At 68.3% G+C, this 21234-nt stretch carries 23 protein-coding genes and 1 pseudogene; 17 read left to right on the top strand and 7 right to left on the bottom strand.

Annotated features, from left to right (window positions below; genetic code table 11):
* The first annotated feature begins 77 nt into the window (after window positions 1-77).
* Together QTI17_RS17140 and QTI17_RS17135 are read left to right on the top strand one after the other, a co-directional pair.
* Window positions 78-500 (top strand): FHA domain-containing protein, encoded by a 423-nt coding sequence (locus QTI17_RS17140; RefSeq protein ID WP_286534637.1) that lies wholly within the window; start codon window positions 78-80, stop codon window positions 498-500.
* An 88-nt stretch (window positions 501-588) separates the two neighbouring features.
* Window positions 589-978, top strand: a complete 390-nt coding sequence (locus tag QTI17_RS17135; RefSeq protein WP_286534636.1) for an FHA domain-containing protein — start codon at window positions 589-591, stop codon at window positions 976-978.
* Window positions 979-982: 4 nt separating this feature from the next.
* Here the strand turns inward: QTI17_RS17135 and QTI17_RS17130 are convergent, their stop codons facing one another.
* From QTI17_RS17130 to QTI17_RS17120, 3 genes are all read right to left on the bottom strand, one after another.
* Window positions 983-1459 carry a hypothetical protein gene (locus QTI17_RS17130; protein ID WP_286534635.1) on the bottom strand — a complete coding sequence of 159 codons (477 nt, stop codon included), beginning with the start codon at window positions 1457-1459 and terminating at the stop codon, window positions 983-985.
* The gene (locus QTI17_RS17125) at window positions 1456-2067 is read right to left on the bottom strand and encodes a hypothetical protein (protein ID WP_286534634.1); all 612 of its coding nucleotides are present in this window, start codon (window positions 2065-2067) and stop codon (window positions 1456-1458) included. The genes QTI17_RS17130 and QTI17_RS17125 overlap by 4 nt, the downstream gene beginning before the upstream one ends.
* 186 nt (window positions 2068-2253) lie before the next feature.
* Window positions 2254-3261 (bottom strand): AraC family transcriptional regulator, encoded by a 1008-nt coding sequence (locus QTI17_RS17120; RefSeq protein ID WP_286534633.1) that lies wholly within the window; start codon window positions 3259-3261, stop codon window positions 2254-2256.
* A 179-nt stretch (window positions 3262-3440) separates the two neighbouring features.
* On the opposite strand from QTI17_RS17120, the gene QTI17_RS17115 reads away from it, so the two are divergent.
* The 13 genes and pseudogenes from QTI17_RS17115 (at window position 3441) to QTI17_RS17055 (ending at window position 14890) form a co-directional block, all read left to right on the top strand.
* Entirely contained in the window at window positions 3441-4232 is a 792-nt protein-coding gene (locus QTI17_RS17115) for an SDR family oxidoreductase (RefSeq protein WP_286534632.1), read from the top strand.
* Between the two features lie 20 nt (window positions 4233-4252).
* Window positions 4253-5491, top strand: coding sequence for a styrene monooxygenase/indole monooxygenase family protein (locus QTI17_RS17110; RefSeq protein ID WP_286534631.1), 1239 nt, complete (start codon window positions 4253-4255; stop codon window positions 5489-5491).
* A gap of 14 nt (window positions 5492-5505) precedes the next feature.
* Window positions 5506-6741: pseudogene (locus QTI17_RS35060) on the top strand (styrene monooxygenase/indole monooxygenase family protein); the annotation flags it as partial.
* Complete coding sequence (locus QTI17_RS17100) at window positions 6715-7239, top strand: flavin reductase family protein (protein ID WP_286525574.1); 525 nt, start codon at window positions 6715-6717, stop codon at window positions 7237-7239. The pseudogene QTI17_RS35060 and the gene QTI17_RS17100, both read left to right, overlap by 27 nt.
* A 46-nt stretch (window positions 7240-7285) precedes the next feature.
* Complete coding sequence (locus tag QTI17_RS17095; protein ID WP_286534629.1) at window positions 7286-8521, top strand: dienelactone hydrolase family protein; 1236 nt, start codon at window positions 7286-7288, stop codon at window positions 8519-8521.
* 139 nt (window positions 8522-8660) lie between these two features.
* The gene (locus QTI17_RS17090) at window positions 8661-10151 is read left to right on the top strand and encodes a DUF1254 domain-containing protein (RefSeq protein WP_286534628.1); all 1491 of its coding nucleotides are present in this window, start codon (window positions 8661-8663) and stop codon (window positions 10149-10151) included.
* A 51-nt stretch (window positions 10152-10202) separates the two neighbouring features.
* A complete protein-coding gene (locus QTI17_RS17085) occupies window positions 10203-10436 on the top strand; it encodes a hypothetical protein (RefSeq protein WP_286534626.1) in 234 nt (77 codons plus the stop codon).
* Window positions 10437-10459: 23 nt separating this feature from the next.
* The gene (locus QTI17_RS17080) at window positions 10460-11011 is read left to right on the top strand and encodes an OmpA/MotB family protein (RefSeq protein WP_286534624.1); all 552 of its coding nucleotides are present in this window, start codon (window positions 10460-10462) and stop codon (window positions 11009-11011) included.
* 61 nt (window positions 11012-11072) lie between these two features.
* Window positions 11073-11846: a transporter gene (locus QTI17_RS17075; protein WP_286534622.1), complete on the top strand. Its 774-nt coding sequence runs from the start codon at window positions 11073-11075 to the stop codon at window positions 11844-11846.
* A gap of 26 nt (window positions 11847-11872) precedes the next feature.
* Window positions 11873-12718 carry a DUF2092 domain-containing protein gene (locus QTI17_RS17070; RefSeq protein WP_286534620.1) on the top strand — a complete coding sequence of 282 codons (846 nt, stop codon included), beginning with the start codon at window positions 11873-11875 and terminating at the stop codon, window positions 12716-12718.
* Between the two features lie 11 nt (window positions 12719-12729).
* A complete protein-coding gene (locus QTI17_RS17065) occupies window positions 12730-13317 on the top strand; it encodes a hypothetical protein (protein ID WP_286534618.1) in 588 nt (195 codons plus the stop codon).
* A gap of 8 nt (window positions 13318-13325) precedes the next feature.
* Window positions 13326-14120 carry a DUF3313 domain-containing protein gene (locus QTI17_RS17060; protein ID WP_286534616.1) on the top strand — a complete coding sequence of 265 codons (795 nt, stop codon included), beginning with the start codon at window positions 13326-13328 and terminating at the stop codon, window positions 14118-14120.
* Entirely contained in the window at window positions 14117-14890 is a 774-nt protein-coding gene (locus QTI17_RS17055; protein WP_286534614.1) for a YfaZ family protein, read from the top strand. Before QTI17_RS17060 ends, QTI17_RS17055 begins: the two co-directional genes overlap by 4 nt.
* On the opposite strand, the gene QTI17_RS17050 is transcribed toward QTI17_RS17055, so the two are convergent.
* The gene (locus tag QTI17_RS17050) at window positions 14863-16704 is read right to left on the bottom strand and encodes an ATP-binding protein (protein ID WP_286534612.1); all 1842 of its coding nucleotides are present in this window, start codon (window positions 16702-16704) and stop codon (window positions 14863-14865) included. The genes QTI17_RS17055 and QTI17_RS17050 overlap by 28 nt on opposite strands.
* An 89-nt stretch (window positions 16705-16793) precedes the next feature.
* On the opposite strand from QTI17_RS17050, the gene QTI17_RS17045 reads away from it, so the two are divergent.
* On the top strand, window positions 16794-17453 hold the full coding sequence (locus tag QTI17_RS17045) for a response regulator transcription factor (protein WP_286534611.1): 660 nt from the start codon (window positions 16794-16796) through the stop codon (window positions 17451-17453).
* A 3-nt stretch (window positions 17454-17456) separates the two neighbouring features.
* Here the strand turns inward: QTI17_RS17045 and QTI17_RS17040 are convergent, their stop codons facing one another.
* From QTI17_RS17040 to QTI17_RS17030, 3 genes are all read right to left on the bottom strand, one after another.
* Window positions 17457-17867 carry a response regulator transcription factor gene (locus QTI17_RS17040; protein ID WP_286534608.1) on the bottom strand — a complete coding sequence of 137 codons (411 nt, stop codon included), beginning with the start codon at window positions 17865-17867 and terminating at the stop codon, window positions 17457-17459.
* Between the two features lie 102 nt (window positions 17868-17969).
* The gene (locus QTI17_RS17035) at window positions 17970-19109 is read right to left on the bottom strand and encodes a BMP family ABC transporter substrate-binding protein (protein WP_286534607.1); all 1140 of its coding nucleotides are present in this window, start codon (window positions 19107-19109) and stop codon (window positions 17970-17972) included.
* Between the two features lie 62 nt (window positions 19110-19171).
* Window positions 19172-19900 (bottom strand): GntR family transcriptional regulator, encoded by a 729-nt coding sequence (locus QTI17_RS17030; protein WP_286534605.1) that lies wholly within the window; start codon window positions 19898-19900, stop codon window positions 19172-19174.
* A 247-nt stretch (window positions 19901-20147) separates the two neighbouring features.
* On the opposite strand from QTI17_RS17030, the gene QTI17_RS17025 reads away from it, so the two are divergent.
* On the top strand, window positions 20148-21230 hold the full coding sequence (locus QTI17_RS17025; RefSeq protein WP_286534603.1) for a DUF1989 domain-containing protein: 1083 nt from the start codon (window positions 20148-20150) through the stop codon (window positions 21228-21230).
* The last annotated feature ends 4 nt before the right edge of the window (window positions 21231-21234 follow it).

Raw genomic sequence — 21234 nt, 5'->3', positions numbered from 1 at the left:
TGAAGCCCGAGTGCGCCGCTGGGCTGTCGAATTGAGGTGAGAATGCGTGCGCACGCTCACGCCGTGCCACCATCACCATGCCGCTGCTCCTCATGACCACCGCCAGCGGCGAGACGCTGCAGGTCCCCCTAAAGCCCCACGACAACAAGGTCGGCCGGGGCACCACCAACGACGTGATCGTCGACTCGTCGCAGGCCAGCCGCGACCACGCCGTGATCGACGTCGAGCATGCCTTCGTCACCATCACCGACCTGGGCAGCCGGAACGGCACCTTCGTCAACGATGTCCAGATCCAGAGCCAGGTGCTCGCCGACGGCGACCTGATCCGGCTCGGCAGCTACGCGATCAAGTTCGTCGCCGCCGACCAGGAGTTCAGCCAGGTCGAGGCGCAGCGGATGATGACCATGCACGGACTGCTGGTGAACATCGACACCGAGCGGGCCGGGCCCGAGGCGGCGACCGGCCCAGGAGTGCCAGGAAGTACCCGCGGATCCATCTGAGAGTTGCGGCCATCAGCCTCCAGTCAGCTTTCCGGCAGAGTTGATGTAACAATTAGGTGTTACACAATATTGCATCTGCCGAGGACGCATGCCGAAACTGATCTTGATGAAGGGTGTTGCCGCGACCCGGCAATTCTCCTTGCTCGCGAAGCAAACCACCATTGGCCGGGCGTCGACCAACGACGTCGTGCTCGACGCGATGCAGGTGAGCCGGCACCACGCCCTCGTGACCGTCGACGGCCCCTCCGTGACGCTCAGCGACCTGGGCAGCCGCAACGGCGTCTTCGTCAACGGCGTCAAGGTGCGGTCCCAGGTGCTGGTCGGCGGCGACGAGGTGTCGATCGGCACCTTCAAGATCCGCTTTCTCTCGGGCGACCTTGATCCGTCCAGGGTCGACGCGATGCGACTCGTGACGACGCCGGAACTGCTGGCCGACCTGGACCGGTCGCGCGAGACTTTGCACGCGTACGACGTCTGAGCGGCTACAGCGACAGCAGCCGTTCCAGGAACGCCCGGTCGCGTCGCAGCGCGACGCGCAGTTCCTCGGTCGACTCCGCCTGCTCGGCATGCGCCTCGATCCGGCTGCGCTCGCCGCTGAAGGATTCCGCCAGGTTGTTCAGCACCTGCTGCACCAGTTCATCCGCCTTTTTCACCGCCTGCCGGGGATCGTCGACGAAGCCGATCTGGACGGCGTCCCAGCCGCGGCGGAAGTTCTCCGCGACGTCGGCCGGGAAGAGGGGCTCCAGCGGCTCGACGTCGGTGCGCCGACTGTCCGTCTGGGTGTCCGCTGCGGCTCGCACGGCCACCGGCACGTCTTGGGGGTAGCCACCCCGGTCCATCCGGTCGACTCGCACATCGGGAGCCGGCACTGGCACTGCAACTGCTGAAGGAGCCTGGGCGAGAGCCTCCGATTCCACTTCGGCCTCGCTGGCCTGACGGCGCTTGGTTTCGAAAATCATGATCGCACCTCCATGGGTCGGGTCGGCCGGATCGATGGCTGGGGCCTGGCCTCCGGCCGCAGCCCGCGCACTTCCAGCAATTCGTCGAACAGCGCGCGGTAGTGCACCACGGCCTTGCGCAACTCTTCGGTCTCGACCTCGCCGCGCAGCGTCCGCCCGCGGATTTCCTGCGCTGCGCGGTAGTTGCTCACCACCGTCGGGTGATCGACAGAGATGTCCGCGGCCCGATGCTCGAAATCCGTTACCGGATAGCCACGCTTGGCCAGCAGCTCCCGCACCAGCGCGTCAGCCTGGTCGACCACGCCGCGCGGGTTGTCCACGAAGTCGGCCTGCAAGGACGTCCAGGCCGCGCTGAAGCGCGCGGCATCCGCGGCTGCCAAGGGAACGATCGTCAGGTGCCCGACGCGCTCCTCGCGACGTCGCAGTTCCGCTTCGGCCTGGGCACGGCTGCCGTGCGCCTGGACGGCACGGTCGTATTCGGGCCCGAAGCGCGTTCGCAGGCCCTGCGACTCCTTGCTGCGGCGGATGGCATAGGCAGCCAGCGCGATCACGATCACGGCTGCGACGATGGCGACAAGTGTCCATGTCTGGGGGGTCATTGCGTTCATTGCACTTCTCCCGGGTAAGGCGGTGAATCACCGGCCCCATGCGCGGGCAGCGTCAGGAATCGCCGGCAATTTCAGCTTGCGCCAAGTCACTGCGCAGTTGCCGCAGTCCAGGGGAGTTTCGGGAGTCGGAGAGGGCCTACGGACGCGGTGCGAATTTTCCGCGCGCCCTCAAAGCCGGGCGGGAGATCAGCAGCCGCGCGCCCCCAGCGTCTCCGACGGCCTTTCCCCGAACCGCGCCCGGTACTGCGCCGCGAAGTGCCCCAGGTGCAGGAACCCGTACTTCTGCGCCACCTCGCGCACACCCCCCGCGGCAACGCCGGCGCATGCCTGGAGCTCGGTCCGCACCCGGTCCAGCCTGAGCTCGCGCAGGAACTCCATCGGCCCCTGCCCCGCATGCTGGCGGAACGCCACTTGCAAGGCCCGCGCGCTGCAGCCGACTTCGCGGCAGATATCCGCCAGCGACAGCGGCTGCTCCGCATGCGCCGCCATGTATTCCTGCGCCTTTCGCACCACGCGCGGCAGCAGGCTGCGCTGCGCCTCGCCGGCCAGCGCGCGCGAATGGTTGTGGCCCGCCGACATCAGCAGGCTCGACATCAAGTATTCCTCGGCATGCTCGCCGAGGCGCCCGCCCGACTGCAGCGCGTTGCCCGCATCGAGCGTGAGCCGCAGGTAGTCGATGAAGTGCACCAGTGGCGCCAGCGCGGGGTTGTACAGCGGCACGCCCAGGTCGAACACCAGCTGCTGCTTCAGCGGCGCCTGCAGCAAGGATTCGAGCCGCGAGAGCAGGGCGGACCGGGCCAGCCGAACGATCAGGTGCGGGCTGTCGTCGGCCCAGCGCATCGACAGCGGCTCGGTCGGCGAGGGCAGCGACGCCAGGCTGGGGGTCGCCTCCACCTGCTGCGCGCCGCAGCGGATCTCGGCCCCGCCGCGCAACGGAATCTGCAGCAGGAAGAAGTCCTGCAGGTAGCCCGGATCAATCTGCACCCCCGGCCCGTACTGCACGTAATTGAGGCTCACGTCCCGATGCAGCCGCGCACTGTGATGGCACGCATCGAGCTCGGTGCGCGGCCGCAGCATGACCAGCTTGTGCGGGCAGAACACGCGGGCCACGCTCTCGCGCGCCTCGTCCATGTCGTGGCTCTCGAAAAGTCGGTAGCGCTGCAGCGGCAGCCGTGAAGGGGTGGCGGTTTCCATGGGGCCAGGGCACCGTAGCAAAAACCATCCCCGCCCACAATTCGGGCCAGCCCTTTGATGAAAGCTGCGCGCCATGGACAGCGCCTGCGTTTGCGGGACTCGCCAGCGGCCTCCTCGGCCCTAACGTTCGGCCCACAGGCCATCCCGGCCTGCCCGATCAACCGAGGAGAGCAAGCGTCATGTTCAAGGGATTAACGGGCAAGAGCGCCATCGTCACCGGTGGCTCCACACTGATAGGCGCCGGCGTGGTGCGTGCGCTGCACGCGGCCGGCGTCAAGGTCGTCATCGCCGACATCGATGCCGACAACGGCCAGCCGCTGGCCGATTCGCTCGGCCCCGGCGCGCGCTTCGTGCGCACCGACATCACCGACGACGCCCAGGTGCGGGCCTGCGTGGCGGAGGCGGCCGCGCGGCACGGCGGCGTGCATTTCCTGGTCAACCTGGCCTGCTCCTATGTGGACGACGGCTTCAGGTCGCCGCGCGCCGACTGGCTGACCTCGTTCAACGTCAACGTGGCGAGCGCGGTCGCCATGCTGCAGGCCGTGCACCCGCACATGGTCGCGGCCGGCGGCGGGGCGGTGGTCAATTTCACCAGCATCTCGTCGCGCGTGGCGCAGACCGGCCGCTGGCTCTACCCGGTGAGCAAGGCCGCGATGGCGCAGCTCACCCGCAACATGGCGATGGACCTGGCGCCCGACCGCATCCGCGTCAACAGCGTGTCGCCGGGCTGGACCTGGTCGGCCGTGATGGACAAGCTCAGCGGCGGTGACCGCGCCAAGACCGATCGCGTGGCGGCGCCCTTCCATCTGCTCGGGCGCGTCGGCGATCCCGACGAAGTCGCGCAGGTGGTGCTGTTCCTGTGCTCGGACCACGCCAGCTTCATGACCGGCGCCGACTACGCGGTGGACGGCGGCTACTCCGCCATGGGCCCCGAGCAGGCTGTGCCCGCCATTCCCAAGCTGATGGATTGACCCGATCAAGGAGACACGCAATGAAACGAATCGCCATCGTCGGCGCAGGCCAGTCGGGCCTGCAACTGGGACTGGGCCTGCTCGCTGCAGGCTACGAGGTCACGATGTACAGCAACCGCACGGGTGACGACATCCAGCACGGCAAGGTCATGTCGAGCCAGTGCATGTTCGGCGCCTCGCTGCAGATCGAGCGCGACCTGGGCCTGGACCACTGGGCGAGCGATTGCCCCACGGTCGACGGCATCAGCCTCGCCGTGCCCCATCCCGAGCAGAAGGGCGCCAAGGCCATCGACTGGGCCGCGCGGCTGAACGCGAGCGCGCAGTCGGTCGACCAGCGCGTCAAGATCCCGGCCTGGATGGACGAATTCCAGAAGAAGGGCGGCGAACTCATCTTGAAAGACGCCGGCATCGACGACCTCGAAGCCTGCACCCGGAGCCACGACCTCACGCTGGTCGCCAGCGGCAAGGGCGAGATCTCGAAGCTCTTCGAGCGCGACGCCCACAAGTCCACCTACGACAAGCCGCAGCGCGCACTGGCACTGACCTACGTGAAGGGCATGAAGCCGCGCCAGCCCTTCTCGGCCGTGTGCTTCAACCTGATCCCCGGCGTGGGCGAGTACTTCGTGTTCCCGGCGCTGACCACCGCGGGCCCCTGCGAGATCATGGTGTTCGAAGGTGTGCCGGGCGGCCCCATGGATTGCTGGGCCGAGGTGAAGACCCCACAGGAGCACCTGGCGCGCAGCAAGTGGATCCTCGACACCTTCACGCCCTGGGAGGCCGAGCGCTGTCGCGACATCGAATTGACCGACGACAACGGCATCCTCGCCGGCCGCTTCGCGCCGACGGTGCGCAAGCCGGTGGCGACCCTGCCATCGGGGCGCAAGGTGCTGGGCCTGGCCGACGTGGTGGTGCTCAACGACCCGATCACCGGCCAGGGCTCCAACAACGCGGCCAAGTGCGCCGACACCTACCTCAAGAGCATCCTCGCGCGCGGCGACGGCGCGGCCGATGCGGCGTGGATGCAGCAGACCTTCGACCGCTACTGGTTCGGCTACGCGCAGTGGGTCTCGCAGTGGACCAACATGCTGCTCGCGCCGCCGCCGCCCCATGTGCTGAATCTGCTCGGCAGCGCCGGCGCGATACCGCCGCTGGCCAGTGCCTTCGTCAACGGCTTCGACGATCCGCGCACCTTCTTCCCGTGGTTCGCGGACCCGGCGGAGGCGGAGCGCTACATCGAAACCTGCGCCGCCGTCGCTTGAGCCGGAGCCCGGGCATGAAGCGACGCGTGGCCATCGTCGGCGCCGGACAGTCCGGCATGCAGCTCGCGCTCGGCCTGCAGCGCGCGGGACACGAGGTGACGGTCTACTCGAACCGCACGGGGCAGGAGATCTTCGATGGCCCGGTCATGTCGAGCCAGTGCATGTTCGAGACCGCGCTGCAGACCGAGCGCGAACTGGCGCTCGACGGGTGGGCCGATGCATGCCCCACCGTCGAGGGCATCGGCATGGTGGTGCGCAGCCCCGAAGGCAGCAAGGCCATCGAATGGAGCGCGCGGCTCGACGGCCCCGCGCAGTCGGTCGACCAGCGCCTCAAGATCCCCGCCTGGATGGCCGAGTTCGAGCAGCGCGGCGGCCGGCTGCTGCTGCAGGACGTGGGGCTGGCCGAACTCGAAGCCTGTGCCGCCACGCATGAGCTCGTGGTCGTCGCCAGCGGCAAGGGCGAGATCTCGCAGCTGTTCGAGCGCGACGCCGAGCGCTCGCCCTTCGACCGGCCCCAGCGCGCGCTGGCGCTCACCTACGTGAAGGGCATGAAGCCCGCCCACCCCTATGCGCGGGTGTGCTTCAACCTGATCCCCGGCGTGGGCGAGTACTTCGTGTTCCCGGCGCTGACCACCACGGGGCCGTGCGAGATCATGGTGTTCGAAGGCGTGCCCGGCGGCCCGATGGATTGCTGGTCGGACGTGAAGACGCCGCAGGAGCACCTGGCGCGCAGCAAGTGGATCCTCGACACCTTCCTGCCCTGGGAAGCCGAGCGCTGCGGCGACATCACCCTGACGGACGACAACGGCATCCTCGTGGGCCGCTTCGCGCCGACGGTGCGCAAGCCCGTGGCGACGCTGCCGTCGGGGCTCGAGGTGCTGGGCCTGGCCGACGCGGTGGTGCTCAACGACCCGATCACCGGCCAGGGCTCCAACAACGCGGCCAAGGCCGCCGACATCTACCTGAAGCGGATCCTCGAACACGGCGATGCGCCCTTCGACGCCGCGTGGATGCAGCAGACCTTCGACCGCTACTGGGAAGGCTATGCCCGCTGGGCCACCGACTGGACCAACAGCCTGCTCGCACCTCCGAAGCCGCATGTGCAGAAGCTGCTGCAGAGCGCCACCCACATGCCCGCGGTCGCGAGCACCCTGGTCAACGGCTTCGACGACCCGCGTGCCTTCGCGCCCTGGTGGTTCGATGCCGCCGAGGCCGACCGCTTCCTGGAGGGCAGGGCGCGCGAGGCGGCGGCCGATCGTTTCGACCGGCGCGACTTTCGCAAGGCGCTCGGCCAGTTCACCACCGGCGTGACCGTCATCACGACCCGCGGCATCGACGGCCGGCGCGTGGGCATGACCGCCAACTCGTTCTCGTCGGTCTCGCTCGACCCACCGCTGGTGCTGTGGAGCCTGGCCCGGCAGGCGCCGAGCGTGGCCGACTTCACCGGCGCCAGCCATTTCGCGATCAACGTGCTGGCGGCGCACCAGCATCACCTGTCGCGGCAGTTCTCGACACCCCAGCCGGACAAGTTCGGCGGCGTGGACTGCTGCGACGGCACGGCCGGCGTGCCGCTGCTGAATGGCGTCATCGCCCGCTTCATCTGCCGCAACGTGAGGCAATATGACGGCGGCGACCACCTCATCTTCATCGGCGAGGTCGAGCGCTACGACCGCTTCGACGGCGAGCCGCTGGTATTCCATTCGGGCTATTACCAAGTGACGACCCGACATCCGGAATGCGTGCAATGAGCGCGCGGCCCGCACACCCATCCACCCCTTGAACGGAGCACTTCACATGCAGGACCCAGCAGCCACCCACTCCCCGCGCCACATCCGCATCCAGGCCAGCGACGGCAGCGGAAGCTTCAACGGCTACCTGGCCGTGCCGCGCTCGGGCAGCGGACCCGGCCTGGTGCTGGCGCAGGAAATCTTCGGCGTCAACCAGACGATGCGCGACGTGGCCGACGACTACGCCGAGGAAGGCTACGTGGTGCTGGTGCCCGACTTGTTCTGGCGCCAGCAGCCCGATGTCGAGCTCGGCTATTCACCGGACGACTGGCAGCGTGCCTTTGCCTTCTACAAGGGCTTCGACGAGGCCCGCGGCGTGGAAGACATGCAGGCCGCGATCACCGCGCTGCGCGGGCGGCCCGAAGTGGAGGGCGCGAAGGTCGGCGTGCTCGGCTTCTGCCTGGGCGGCAAGCTGGCCTACCTGGCGGCCTGCCGCACCGATGCGGACGTGGCCGTGGGCTACTACGGCGTGGGCATCGACGCGGCGCTCGACGAGGCCGACCGCATCCGCTGCCGGCTCGCCCTGCACGTGGCCGAGCTCGACGGCTTCTGCCCGCCCGAGGCCCGCGAACGCATCGTGAGTGCGCTGCGCGGCCGGCCGAACGTCGAGGTGCATGTGTACCCCGGTGTCGACCATGCGTTTGCGCGGGTGGGCGGCGAGCACTATCACCGGGCCTCGGCGCTGATGGCGCATGAGCGCAGCATCGCGGCGCTGAAGAGCGCCATCGGCCCGCACTACGACCTGGCCGCGCTGTGGGACAAGCATTGCGAGTACGAGTTCGCGACCCGCAACGTCGACGACACGATGAGCACCATGGTGGCCGAGCCCTACGTCAACCACATCCCGACCATGACCGGCGGCGTGGGCTACAAGGCGCTGCACCATTTCTACACGCACCACTTCGTCAACAGCAACCCGCCCGACACCGCGCTGGTGCCGATCTCGCGCACCGTGGGCGCGTCGCAGGTGGTCGACGAGATGCTGTTCAGCTTCACGCACACGACCGAGATCCCGTGGATGCTGCCGGGCGTGGCGCCGACGGGGAAGCGGGTGGAGATACCTTTGCTGGCGGTGGTGAAGTTCCGGGGGGACAAGCTCTGCCACGAGCACATCTACTGGGACCAGGCGAGCGTGCTGGTGCAGGTGGGGTTGCTGGATGCGGCGGGGTTGCCGGTGGCGGGGGTGGAGACGGCGCGGAAGCTGCTGGATGAGAGCTTGCCGTCGAACACGTTGATGGGCTAGCCAAAAGCCCGCGCAGCCGCTTGGCTATTGGCCCAAAGTCCTATTCCCCCTCCGCGCCTCGGCGGCTAGGCTCCCACCACTCGCAAAGCCGAGCACGACCCGCGCACAAGCCCGGGCGAACGAGTTGAGGAGCAATAACTTGAAGAAGAACACGACGCGCCGCGACGCGGTCCTCACCATGACCTTGGGTGCGCTGGGCGGCTGGGTGCCGGGTGCGCATGCGGCCGAAGGCCTTCTGATCGATGCCAAGGAGGCCGTCGAGGAAGGCGTTGCCGAGGTCGAGACCGACGTCAAGGCGCGGCAGGCGCGCGACCTCGCGATCGAGGCCTACATCTACGCCTACCCGCTGGTCACCATGGAGCTGACCCGGCGCAGCCTCACCAACATCGCGGCGCCCGATGAAAGCAAGGCGCCGATGGGCCAGTTCCTCAAGCTGCGCGGCTACCCCGCGGTGGACAACCACGCGGTCACCGCGCCCAACGCCGACACGCTGTACACCATCATCTGGCTGGACGTGACCAAGGAGCCTTGGGTCATCTCGACGCCGGACATGAAGGGACGCTTCTTCCTGCTGCCGATGCTCGACGGCTGGACCAACGTCTTCGAGGTGCCGGGCAAGCGCACGACCGGCACCGGCGCCCAGAAGTTCGCCATCACCGGTCCGGGCTGGAAGGGAACCCTGCCCGCGGGAGTCAAGCAGTACAAGTCGCCCACCGGCATGGTGTGGATGCTCGGCCGCATCTACTGCACCGGCACGCCCGAAGACTACGCGGCGGTTCACGCGCTGCAAGACGAGATGACGGCCGTGCCGCTTTCCTCCTACGGCAAGTCCTTCACGCCGCCGCCCGGCACGGTCGATCCGAGCATCGACAGCAAGACCGCCGTGCGCGAGCAAGTCAACGCGATGGATGCCGCCAGCTACTTCGCGCTGTTCGCGCAGCTGCTGAAGACCAATCCGCCGGCCGCGGCCGACGCCCCGATGGTCGCCAAGCTGGCCAAGATCGGCATCGTCCCGGGCAAGGATTTCGATGCCACGAAGCTCGACGCGTCGGTCCAGAAGGGATTGTCGAAATCGCCCAAGCCGGCCCAGGCCAAGATCATGGGCTGGATGAAGAAGGGCTTGCTCTCCGGCGACCTGAAGCTCAAGAACGGCTGGACCTTCACCACCAAGACGGGCCTCTATGGAACCAACTACATCCAGCGGGCCCTGATCACCGCGATCGGCCTCGGCGCCAACCGGCCGCAAGACGCCGTCTACCCCACGTCCACCGGCCCCGACATCCTGCAGAAGTACCACGGCTCGAAAAAGTATGTCCTGCGCTTCCCGAAGGGCCAGCTGCCTCCGGTCAACGGCTTCTGGTCGCTGACGATGTACGACACCGATTACTTCTTCGTGCCCAACCCGATCAATCGCTACACCGTCAGCCAGCGCAACCAGCTCAAGGCCAATGCCGACGGCTCGGTCGACCTCTACATCCAGAACGAGTCGCCCGGCGCGGACAAGGAAGGCAACTGGCTGCCGGCGCCCAAGGAGGGCTTCATCCTCATGATGCGGCTCTACTGGCCGAAGGACACGCCCCCCAGCCTGCTCGACGGCAGCTGGACCATTCCGCGAGTCAAGCCGGTCTGAGCGCCTTGCAACGCTTCCGTGTGTCCCATCGATCTACCTGAGGAGACTGCCATGAAGCACTTCGTTTTCTCCGCATCGGCCGTGATCGCACTGGCGTGTCTCGCCCCCGCATCGTCCTGGGCGGTGACTTGCGCGAAGGGCGTCTACCGAGAGGGCTGCGCGGGTCCCAACGGCGCCGCGGTCGTCAGGAAGCCACCGCCGCCGGCGACTGTGACCTGCGCCAAGGGCGTCTACCGCGAGGGCTGCGCCGGCCCGAACGGCGCAGCGGTTCGCAGGCGCTACTAAACCGGCAACACGAGGAGAACAGCATGAAATCAACCCGATTCGTCCTGGCGCTGTGCGCCGCACTGGCGGCAGCGGGCTGCGTCACCAAGCAGACCTACAACACCGAGGTGCAGAAGGCCGACAGCTATGCCGCGCTCAGCCAGAAGCTCTCGGGCGAGCTGAGCGCCGATCAGGCCCAGATCACGCAGTTGCAGAACGAGCTCAAGGTGACCCTGGTCAACGAGATCCTGTTCCCCGAAGGCGGCTGGTCGCTGAGCCCCAAGGGCGAACAGACGCTGGACAAGATCGCGCCGACGCTGGCCAACCTGAAGGGCCAGCAGATCGTGGTCCAGGGCTTTACCGACAACGTGCCGATCGGACCCGAACTGAGGGGCCGCTTCCCGTCCAACCTGGAGCTGTCGTCGGCCCGGGCGGACAACGTCGCGCGCTTCCTGACCTCGAAGGGGGTGCCGCAGAACACCATCTCGGCGCAGGGCTTCGGCGAAGCACGCCCGGTGGCGAGCAACGACACGCCGCAGGGCAGGGCCAAGAATCGACGCGTGGAGATCGTGATCTCGGCGGCCAATCGGCCGTAGCGCGCCGGCCATGCGAACCAGTTTCCGACTGCCATGCACGAGGCTGGGCGTGGCGGTCGGCATGGTGCTCTTCGCTGGCGTTCCGGCCCGCGCGGAGATGAGCGCCGAGGAACTCGCCAAGCTGGCGCAGAACCCGGTCGGCAACCTGATCAGCGTGCCGTTCCAGAACAACACCAACCTCAACTACGGGCCCGAGAAGGGAACGCAGAACATCCTCAACATCCAGCCGGTGGTCCCGATCTCGGTCAACTCCGAGTGGAACGTCATCACGCGCACCATCCTGCCGGTGATCTCGATGCCTTCGCTGGGCCCCGGCATCGGCAGCCTCAGCGGGGTCGGCGACACGGTGTTCACCGCCTTCCTGTCGCCGGCCAAACCGGGCAAGTGGATCTGGGGCGCGGGCCCCGTGGTGCAGATCCCGACCAACAGCAACTCGGAGCTCGGCAACAAGAACTGGGGAATGGGGCCGGCCTTCGTCGTGCTGCACATGGACCACGGCGACCCGTGGGTCTACGGCGCACTGGTCAACAACATCTGGTCGGTCAGCAGCAGCAAGCAGGGCGGCTCGTACAACAACGGCACCTTGCAGCCCTTCGCCAACTACAACTTCCCGGGCGGCTTCTACCTGACGACGGCCCCGATCATCACGGTCGACTGGAACGCCGACAGCAGCCAGCGCTGGACCGTGCCGCTGGGCGGTGGCATCGGCAAGATCTTTCACCTGGGCAAGCTGCCGGTGAACACGCAGCTCTCGGCCTACTACAACGTCGTCAAGCCCGACAACGGGCCCAACTGGCAGATCCGCCTTCAGGCGCAGTTCATGTTTCCCAAGTGAAGCGCTTCGTCAACTTGAAAGCACCCATGACCAACACCCGACTTCTCGCAAGCGCCGCGCTGCTCGCAGCGAGCCTGGCGCTCGACCCCGGGGCGGCTGCGCAGACGCCCGCGGCCACCAAGCCGGCGGCCCCTTCGGCCAGCGCTGCCGCCAAGGCCGCGCCGCAACTCGATGCCAGGGCCATGGACCTGCTGAAGGGCATGAGCAGCGCGCTCACGGCGGCGCAGTCGATGGCGTTCACGGCGGTCGTCACCTACGAAAGCCCGAGCAGCGTCGGCCCGCCGCTCGTGTATTCGACATCGTCCGAAGTGCTGGTGCAGCGCCCGAACAAGCTGCGCGTCATCACGCTGGGCGACGGCCCGGCCGCCGAGTACAGCTACGACGGCAAGACCATCACCGCGTTCGCGCCGGCCGAGAACCTGGTCGCGGTCACGGAGGCGCCGCCCACCATCGACGCGATGCTCAAGGCCGCATTCGACAAGGCCGCGATCTACTTTCCGTTCGCCGACATCGTCGGCGCCGATCCCTTCGGCAACATCGCCGACGGGCTCACCAAGGCCTTCTACATCGGCCAGTCGAAGGTGGTCGGCGGCACCACCACCGACATGATCGCGGTGGTCAGCAACACCGTCTTCATGCAGATCTGGATCGGTGCCGAGGACAAGCTGCCGCGGCGCATGCGCGCGGTGTTCCGCGGCGACCCGCTGATGCTGCGGCACGACGTCGAGTTCTCCAACTGGAAGCTCGATCCGGTGATCGCGGCCGAAGCCTTCGCGGCGGTGAACGCGGCCAATGCCAAGAAGATCGACTTCGCCGCACCAAAGCCGACGCAGCCACCGAAGGCCGCCCGGAAGCCGGCGAAGGCCAAGTGAGGAGACCAAGCATGACGAACACCAAGGCCCTTCTTCCGCTGCTGGCGGCATGGCTCATCACGGCAGGCTTCCATGCGCCGGCGGCCGCCTGGGCCAGCGCCAATCGCTTCGGCGGCCACTCCTACGGCGGCTTCGGCAGTGCCACGCATGACAACCGCTGGGGCGGCTCGACCTCCGCCAATGCCTTCGGCGGCTGGAGCCATACCAACGCCTATGGCGGCCACAGCGAAGGTGTCGCGGGCTACGGCGCGGTGCACACCACGGCCGGCGGCTTCAGCACCTACCATCCGCCGGCCTATGGCTATGGCGGCTACGCGCCCTACCACGCACCGGTGGCGGTGCCCTACTACCATGCGGGGTGCTACGACTGCGCAGGCGCCGTGGCCGCCGGCGCGGTGGTCGGGGTCGCGGCCGGCGCGGCGGTTGCCAGTGCCGCGCGCCCCGTGTATGCGGTGGGCGTCAACTACGCGACGGTGCCGCCCGGCGCGGTGATCGTGAACCAGGCCGGCATCAACTACTACCAGGTCGGCAGCACCTGGTTCCGGCCGTACTACGGTGCCAACGGCGTGTACTACACCGTGGTGCCTGCGCCCTACTGACCATGAACATGAACCCACCCCACGCCACTCCGCTCGCGCTCGCCTGCCTCGCACTCGCGGCAGCCCTCGTCACCGGCTGCGCGGCGCCGGGGTCGGGCAATGCCGGCGTCACGGCCTCCGAGAACAACCTGGCCAAGGTCTCCAATGTCGGCTTCCTCAGCGACCCCGGCAAGCTCAAGGTCCAGCCCGCGAACGGCGGTTTCCTGTGCTGGCGGCAGGCCGGCGTCGACTGGCGCAGCTACGACAAGGTCATGATCGAGCGCATCAAGGTCTACGTCGCGCCGGCAACCGACCAGAGCCCGATCGACCCGACCGACCTCAAGGCGCTGCTCGACTACTTCCACAGCGCGCTGGTCAAGAACCTGTCGCCCGAGGCGAAGATGGTCGATGTCGCCGGCCCCGGCGTGCTTCGCGTGCGGCTGGCGCTGACCTCGCTGGTGCCGACCAACACGCTGGCCAGCATGGCCGGCACGGCGGTGCCCTATGGCTTCGTCGCCGAGATGGGTTCGGGCGCGGCCACGGGCCGTCCGGTGGGCTCGACACCGTACCTGGGCAAGACGGGGCTCGAGGCGCAGTTCCGCGATGGCGCCACGGGGGCCGTGCTGGCCGAATGCGCCGACACCCAGATCGGGCTCAAGTACGCGGCCGACCTGAACAAGGGCGCGACCACCGCGGCCGAAGCCTGGATGAACGGCTACGTGAGCTCGTTCACCAGCTGGAGCTACGCGGAGGACGCCTTCAACAAGTGGTCGGCCGCCTTCGCCCGCCGCTTCGCCGAGCTGCGCGCTCAATCGCCGCAATGAACGCGCCCCGCTTCGCCACCCGCTGGCTCACCCGGGCCGTGGCCGGCGTTGCCGCCGCGCTGGCGGGTCTGCCGGTCCTCGCGCAGACCAGCGTGACGCCCGCCAACGAGTGGCAGTTCGAATTCATTCCCTACCTCTGGCTGGCCGGCATCCGGTCGGACCTGAAGCTCGGGCCCCTGCCCGGGAGCACCGTCTCCGTGAGCTCCAGCAGCGTGCTCGGGGCGCTCGACTTCGGCGCCATGGGCACGCTCGAAGCGCGCAAGGGCGCCTGGGGCGGCCTGCTCGACGTGCAGTACGTCAAGCTCGGCGTCGACAGGCAGCTGGCGGGCGGGCTGCTGGGTGGCTACAACGTCAAGTTCGAGCAGACCATCGCCACCCTGGCGGGCTTCTATCGCGTGCTCGAGGCACCGGTCGCCGTCGATGTACTGGGCGGCGTGCGCTACGTCGACGCCAAGACCCGCATCGATATCGCACCCAGCCTGCGCGGGTTCGGCCGGCAGATCGAAGACTCGGCCGGCGCGGCCGACGGCATCGTCGGCGTGCGCACCATCGTGCCGGTCGGCGACAAGTGGTCGCTGCTCGGCTACCTGGACGTCGGCGACGGCGGCTCGACATCCAGCTGGCAGGCGATCGCCGGCGCCAGCTACCAGTACTCGCCCACCACCTCGCTCAAGTTCGGCTACCGCTACCTGAGCTACAGGCGCGACAACGGGCTGCTCGACAAGGTCGCGATGGGCGGCTTCTACTTCGGCGCCGGATTCAGGTTCTGACCCGCTGCGCCATCGCCCCGGGCGGCCGGCTCGAGCGGCAGCACGAAGCGGAAGGTCAGGCCGCGGCCTGGGTTGCGCTCGACGTCGAGCGTGCCGCCGTGCGCTTCCAGGATCGAGCGGCACATCGACAGGCCCATGCCGAGGCCCTTGGCCTTGGTCGTGTAGAAATGATCGAAGACCTTGTCGATGTCCTCCTCGTCGATTCCCGGGCCGCTGTCGCGGACCTCCACCCGGACCCGTCGCCCGTCGCTCGGCGCGACCGACACGTGGAGGGAGCGCGACCCGCGGGGCTGCTCCGTCATGGCCTCGTTGGCGTTCATCGCCAGGTTCAGCACCACCTGCTGGAGCTGGCCCTTGTCGCCCAGCACCACGCAACCGGGCGCCATCGACCGCGTCACTTCGACGCCGCGCTCCAGGAAGTCGCTGTGCATCAGGTCGACGACCTCCTGTACGCAGGCGCCGATGTCGACCTGCTCGCGTTCGGTCTCCTGCCGCCGCAGCATGGTGCGCAGGCCGTTGATGACGGCGCTGGCGCGCTTGTCGTCGCGCACCACGTCCTGCAGGATCTCGCGCAGGTCGGCGATATCGGGCGGGTCCTGGGCCAGGAAGCGCAGCCCGGCCTGCGCGTTGCTCAGGATCGCGGTCAGCGGCTGCGACAGTTCATGCGCCAGCGATGCCGCCAGCACGGCGGTGCGCGCCACCCGGTCGGCATGCCACACCTGGCGGCGCAGCAGGTACATCTCGCTCTCGTTGCGGCGCAAGTCGGTGACGTCGGTGAAGACCCCGCACATCGCATCGGCGCTGCCGTCGCGGTTCAGCAGCGGAAACTTGAGCGACGAGAAGATGCGAGGCTCGCCTTGACCGTTTCCGCCGATGCGTTCCTCGCGGCGCACGGCCTCGCGCTGCTGCAGCACGCGCCGGTCGCTGGCCAGCGTCGCCTCGGCCTGGGCGCTCGCGAAAAGTTCGAGATCGGTCTTGCCGATCGCCGACCCGCTCTCCAGGCCGAACAGCTCGTCGTAGACGCGGTTGGTCATCAGGTAGCGGCCGTCCCGCAGCTTGACGTAGACCGCGGCCGGAATGTTGTCCAGGATTCCGCGCACCCGGTCGCGGCTCTGGCGGCGCTCGCGCGCGAGTTCGAAGTCCAGCAGCACGACCAGAGCGAGAAAGGTGAACTCGGCGACGTGCACGCCGGGAACTATCTGGAGGTCCACGAGGTGGTTGTAGAACATGCCGCCGATCAACAGCAGCAGGCAGGCGGCCAAGGACAGGCTGCCGCGCCGGTGTTCGCCGGCCCGGACTCGTTGCAGCGCGGCGAAGGCGCACCAGCCGAAGATGAGGTAGTAGCACAGCACACCGATCACGTACAGGGGCGTCGGGTGGAAGACCCGCGGGTCGGTCACGCGCTCGCCCCAGGGCAGCGTGATCTCGGCCGTGGCCGGCATGCCTGCATAGGCCAGGCCCCATGGAGTCCACAGGTTGGCGACGAAGAGCAGGGCGCAGGCGAGGCTCATCGCGACCTGGAGGCGGCGAGCGCGAATGTGCAGGTAGGCGCCGACGAACCAAGGGAGCACACCCGTGAAGACGATGCTGGCGCCGATCTCGACCCTGCGCATCGAGACCAAACCGGCGGGCGTCGAGGCGCGGTAGGCCCCGGTCTTGGCGCCGACGTAGAACGTGATGGTTGCGCAGACCACCGCGAACAGCAGATGGGTGCGGTGCACCGGCCGCTGCAGGCCGACGATGCCGTTGTGCAGCGCGGCATAGGCGATGACCCCCGCCAGGGCGCACATCGTCAGGACGAAGGGTTCGCTCATCGCCCCGAGCTTAGCCGGGCGCCGCGACAGCTGGAAAAGTGCGCGACGACGTACCATTCCGTCGTCGTCACTTGCAAAGCACCCGCCGCATGACCTCTGACCGACCTGCCGTTTTCGTCGTCGACGACGACCCCTCGGTCCGCACCAGCATGGAGCGGCTGATCCGCTCGGTCGGCTGGAAGGCCGAGACCTTCGCGTCGGCCGAAGCCTTCCTCGAACGACTGCCCCTGGACGGCAGCTGCTGCCTGCTGCTCGATGTCCACATGCCCGGCACCACCGGCACCGAGCTGCTGGACATGGTGTGCGCCCGGGACTGGAACCTGCCGGTCGTCTTCCTGACGGGCCAGGGCGACGTCCCGACCTGCGCCGCATCGATGAAGAAGGGCGCGGTCGACTTCCTGCTCAAGCCGGTCGACGACGAACTGCTGCTCGACGCCTTGCGCCGCGGCCTCGAGCGCCATGCCGCGCAGGGTGAGCGCGCGGCGCGGCGCAGCAGCGTGCAGTCCCATCTCGACAGCCTCTCGCCGCGCGAGCGCCAGGTAATGGACGGCGTGCTCTGCGGGCGCCTCAACAAGCAGATCGCCGGCGACATGGAGATCTCCGAGAAGACCGTCAAGGTGCACCGGGCGCGGGTCATGGAAAAGATGGGCGTGCGCTCGGTGGCCGAACTGGTGAGCCTGTGCGGCGCCGACATCGTCGCCCGCGCGGCGACCGCACAGCAGCGCGGCGGCGGCGCGGAGGCAGGCTGATCGTCAGCGCGGGGGGGCCACCGAAGGCGCGGCGCCGCCGCTTCCGGTGACCCAGTCGATGGCGTCCAGCAGGGCCTGGTCGTCGACCGGCTTGCGAAGAAAGAACCGGGTGCCCAGTGCCCGCGCCAGGCGGCGCGTCTCGTCGTCGTCGCGCGCCGACAGCGCGATCACCGGGATGCCGACCGCGGCCTGCGTGAGCCGCTCCTGGACCTGCAGGCCGTTGAGGCCGGGCATCGAGATGTCCAGCACCACGCAGCCGACAGCGCCCTGGGCCGCCTGCGCCAGGAAGGCCTCGCCGCAGTCGAAGGTGACCGCACGATGGCCGGCCGAACGCATCAGGCGGGCCAGCCCGCTCCGGACCGATGCGTCATCGTCGACCACATACACCACCAGTTCGGCTGCGGATTTCACCATGGGGCGGAGTCCTTCGCTGTAGCCGCACACGATGCGCCCGCTGGCGGCCGAGTGGTATTGGACCTTGGTCCCATCGGGCCGGGGGCCGGCGCAGCGGCTGCGTCAGCCCAGCGTGCCGGCCACGCCCTCGACCAGGTAGTCCATCTTTTCGAGCACCGGATCGTAGTTGCCGTAGCCCTTGTCCAGCACCACCTTGCCGCTGTTGCTCTTCACCGGGCCGGTCCAGATCGGCTTGCCGGCCTTCAGCTCGGCGATGGCCGCGGCGGCGGCGTTGCGCGCCTGCTCGCTGGCGCCGGCGCCGAAGGGGGTGCTCTGCACCATGTCCTTGTCATAGCCGCCGAAGAACTGGTTGGGCAGCTTCTTGCCCGCACCGACGTCGGCGGCGAATGACTTGTAGACCGTCTCCCACTTGTTCTCGGCGCCGGTGATGAAGCCCTTGGGCGCCAGTTGCGCCTGCGAGGCGTTGTGGCCGAGCGTCTTCGCGCCGGCCTTCTCGGCCGTCTCGATCACCACCTTGGGGCTGTCGACATGGCAGGCGATCACATCGTTGCCGGCGGCGATCAGGGCGTTGGTGGCCTCGCCCTCGCGCACCGGCATCGACCACTCGCCGGTGAACACCAGCTGCACCACCGCGTTCGGGTTGACCTTGCGCACGCCCATCGCGAAGCTGTTGATGTTGCGCAGCACGATGGCGATCGGCTTGGCGGCGACGTAACCGATCTTGTTCGTCCGGGTCGACAGGCCGGCCGCGATGCCGTTCACGTAGTGCGCCTGGTCGAGGTAGCAGAAGTACCCGCCCAGGTTCATCGGATGCTTGTCGGGCGACCACAGCGAGGTGGGATGCCGGAACTCGACCTTCGGATACTTCTTCGCCATCTCGACCATGAAGGGATCGAAATAGCCGAAGGAGGTGCCGAAGACCAGCGAGGCTCCGTCGCTCTGGATCATGCCCTCGATGGTCTTGCGCACGGCCACGGTCTCGGGCACGTTCTCTTCCTCGACCACCTTGACGCCGGGCACGGACTTCAGCGCCTGGGCGGCCACGGCATGGGCCTGGTTCCAGCCGTAGTCTCCGCGCGGGCCGACATAGATCAGGCCGACCGTGACGCCCTTGGCCTGGGCCTGCGCTGCGGCCGCACCGAACAGGGCCGGCGCCACGGCGCTGCCGGCCAGCGTGCTGCCGACGGCCGAGCCGAGGGTGGTGCCGAGAAAGCGGCGGCGGTTCCAGGAAGTGTTCGACATGGTGAGTTCCTTCGTCAGGTGGGGGGCGGGTGGAGTGGAGGACAGGGGAATGGGTGGGGATCTCAGGCCGCCCTGGGCCGCTTCGCAGCCGCCGGGCGTCCCGCCGCATAGCGGCCGAGGATGCTGCCGAGGTCTTGTGCCAACGGCTTCTTCTCGGGCGCCAGGGCGCGTTCCTGCACGCTGCACAGATGCGAATCCATCAGGCGCACGGCGGTCTTCTCGTCGCCACGCCGAAAGGCCTCGATCAGCGTCTTGTGCTCGTCGATGCCGCACTGCGAGGAATGCGGATGGCCGTAAATGGCCAGGATCAGCGAGCAGCGAGACACCAGCTCCGAGACGTAGCGCTCGATCACCGGGTTGCCCGCCATCTGCGCCAGCCTGATGTGGAACTCGCCGGCCAGCCGCGCGCAGACGGCCGGCGGCTGGGCGCGCGCGGCCTCTTCCTCGCTGCGCACATGCCCTTCCAGCGCGGCGCCCATGGCAGGGGTCCAGTGCGCGATGACACGGCGCACCACCTCGCGCTCCAGGCAGGCGCGCGCCTCGAACACGCTCTGCGCCTCGGCGCGCGACGGCTGGGCGACCGTCGCGGTCCGCTTGCGGCCGGCCTCCACAAGGCCTTCGGCGGCCAGCCGGGCCAGCGCCTCGCGCACCAGGGTGCGGCTGACATGCAGATGGGTGGCGAGCTGGTCCTCGGGCAGCTTGGTGCCCGGGGTCAGGGCCTGCTCGATGACGGCATGCTTGAGCGCGAGGTAGGCGGCTTCGGACTTGCCCGGTTCGGTCGGGAGGCTCATGGTGTACAGCGCAGGTATTTCTGAAGGATGACCGGCTGTATGCGAAAAGCGGGCCAGCCACTTCGCCAGCCGCCGCGCCGCCGGATGCACCGCGACCGGCCGCAAGCGCGCAAAGCGCCGCCCCGACGCACCCGAATGGCCCTCCGGACGATGGCCATGCACCAAGTCCGCACCAGTGCTGCCCGCGGCGATTGGCAGATATCTTGCATACCTGCGGTCATCCATCAGGTACACAGAAGGAATCGACATGAGCGCCCAGACCCTGCGCCTTTCCCTGAACCAGCAGCAACTGGAACTCCTCGAGCGCTGCATCGCCCGTGGCGATGCAGCCGATCTGCAGGCGCTCGCCCGGCGCGCGTTGCACGAATGGAAGGAGGGCGTGCCCTCGGCCAGGCCGCCGTCCGCGGCCGGCCCCGACCTGTCGAAGCTCTCGGACCGGCGCGAATGCCTCGCCAGCCTGGTGATCGCGCCGGGCACCGGCAAGGCGCTGGAAGTGCTGCAGGGCCAGGTGGTCCGCATCTCGCAGGTCGAAGGCGGCCAGTGCGCCGACTTCAACTGCTTCAACCTTCACGACTACCGGGAGTTCATGCACGTGGGCCGCACGCGCACGCTGCATGGCTTCAACCCCGGGCCGGGCGACTTCCTGTGGTCGGCGCCGCCGCGAGAGCGCGCCATGATGTACATCCTGGCCGACACGGTGCGCGCCAACGACGTGATGTTCCCGCGCTGCAGCGCCAACCTGTACGAGTCGGTCTACGGCTTTCGCCGGCACACCAACTGCCACGACATCCAGTCCGAGGCGCAGCGCGAATACGGGCTCACGCCGGACGACGTCCATGACTCCTTCAACCTCTTCATGGTGACGCAGATCGCCGGCGAGCGCGGCCGCATCGAGCGCCAGACGTCGAAGGCCGGCGACCACGTGGAGTTCCTGGCGTTGATGGACGTGCTGGCGGTGCCCAATGTGTGCGGCGCCGACGTCATGCGCACCAGCAACTTCTCGCTCAAGCCCCTGAGGGTCGAGGTCTTCAGCGCCTCGGAGCGCGACCTCGCCAGCGTGCCGCCGCTCGCGGCTTACGAATCCAATCGCACGCCGGCGCAGTTCGCGCAGCCCCGCATCAAGGCCGACCGTGCACTGCGGCGCGACGCGGCCTACGTGCCGCAGTTCGTCAACGTGCCGATCGTGCAGCGCGAGCACGACGTGCAGCTCAGCGAGGCCGAGTGCGAGTCCCTCGCGTCGTTCGGACTGCACCAGTTCTACGGCGCCGACCGCGCGGCGCAGTTGCGCGACGTGCTCTTCAGCTGGTGGGAGAGGCGCTACATCGATTGATGAT

This window comes from Variovorax sp. J31P179 (assembly GCF_030316985.1).
Classification (GTDB): domain Bacteria; phylum Pseudomonadota; class Gammaproteobacteria; order Burkholderiales; family Burkholderiaceae_C; genus Variovorax; species Variovorax ginsengisoli_B.
Note: the sequence above shows the minus strand (reverse complement) of the source record. Positions and strands in the feature narration are given on the sequence as shown.

Excerpts from the sequence above, each read along its gene's own strand:
- QTI17_RS17025 (WP_286534603.1), top strand. The coding sequence starts at position 20,148 with ATGAGCGCCCAGACCCTGCGCCTTTCCCTGAACCAGCAGCAACTGGAA.
- QTI17_RS17050 (WP_286534612.1), bottom strand. The coding sequence starts at position 16,704 with ATGAGCGAACCCTTCGTCCTGACGATGTGCGCCCTGGCGGGGGTCATC.
- QTI17_RS17140 (WP_286534637.1), top strand. The coding sequence starts at position 78 with ATGCCGCTGCTCCTCATGACCACCGCCAGCGGCGAGACGCTGCAGGTC.
- QTI17_RS17070 (WP_286534620.1), top strand. The coding sequence starts at position 11,873 with ATGACCAACACCCGACTTCTCGCAAGCGCCGCGCTGCTCGCAGCGAGC.
- QTI17_RS17030 (WP_286534605.1), bottom strand. The coding sequence starts at position 19,900 with ATGAGCCTCCCGACCGAACCGGGCAAGTCCGAAGCCGCCTACCTCGCG.
- QTI17_RS17125 (WP_286534634.1), bottom strand. The coding sequence starts at position 2,067 with ATGAACGCAATGACCCCCCAGACATGGACACTTGTCGCCATCGTCGCA.
- QTI17_RS17115 (WP_286534632.1), top strand. The coding sequence starts at position 3,441 with ATGTTCAAGGGATTAACGGGCAAGAGCGCCATCGTCACCGGTGGCTCC.
- QTI17_RS17075 (WP_286534622.1), top strand. The coding sequence starts at position 11,073 with ATGGTGCTCTTCGCTGGCGTTCCGGCCCGCGCGGAGATGAGCGCCGAG.
- QTI17_RS17035 (WP_286534607.1), bottom strand. The coding sequence starts at position 19,109 with ATGTCGAACACTTCCTGGAACCGCCGCCGCTTTCTCGGCACCACCCTC.
- QTI17_RS17120 (WP_286534633.1), bottom strand. The coding sequence starts at position 3,261 with ATGGAAACCGCCACCCCTTCACGGCTGCCGCTGCAGCGCTACCGACTT.
- QTI17_RS17135 (WP_286534636.1), top strand. The coding sequence starts at position 589 with ATGCCGAAACTGATCTTGATGAAGGGTGTTGCCGCGACCCGGCAATTC.
- QTI17_RS17055 (WP_286534614.1), top strand. The coding sequence starts at position 14,117 with ATGAACGCGCCCCGCTTCGCCACCCGCTGGCTCACCCGGGCCGTGGCC.
- QTI17_RS17060 (WP_286534616.1), top strand. The coding sequence starts at position 13,326 with ATGAACCCACCCCACGCCACTCCGCTCGCGCTCGCCTGCCTCGCACTC.
- QTI17_RS17095 (WP_286534629.1), top strand. The coding sequence starts at position 7,286 with ATGCAGGACCCAGCAGCCACCCACTCCCCGCGCCACATCCGCATCCAG.
- QTI17_RS17045 (WP_286534611.1), top strand. The coding sequence starts at position 16,794 with ATGACCTCTGACCGACCTGCCGTTTTCGTCGTCGACGACGACCCCTCG.
- QTI17_RS17040 (WP_286534608.1), bottom strand. The coding sequence starts at position 17,867 with ATGGTGAAATCCGCAGCCGAACTGGTGGTGTATGTGGTCGACGATGAC.
- QTI17_RS17065 (WP_286534618.1), top strand. The coding sequence starts at position 12,730 with ATGACGAACACCAAGGCCCTTCTTCCGCTGCTGGCGGCATGGCTCATC.
- QTI17_RS17080 (WP_286534624.1), top strand. The coding sequence starts at position 10,460 with ATGAAATCAACCCGATTCGTCCTGGCGCTGTGCGCCGCACTGGCGGCA.
- QTI17_RS17110 (WP_286534631.1), top strand. The coding sequence starts at position 4,253 with ATGAAACGAATCGCCATCGTCGGCGCAGGCCAGTCGGGCCTGCAACTG.
- QTI17_RS17130 (WP_286534635.1), bottom strand. The coding sequence starts at position 1,459 with ATGATTTTCGAAACCAAGCGCCGTCAGGCCAGCGAGGCCGAAGTGGAA.
- QTI17_RS17085 (WP_286534626.1), top strand. The coding sequence starts at position 10,203 with ATGAAGCACTTCGTTTTCTCCGCATCGGCCGTGATCGCACTGGCGTGT.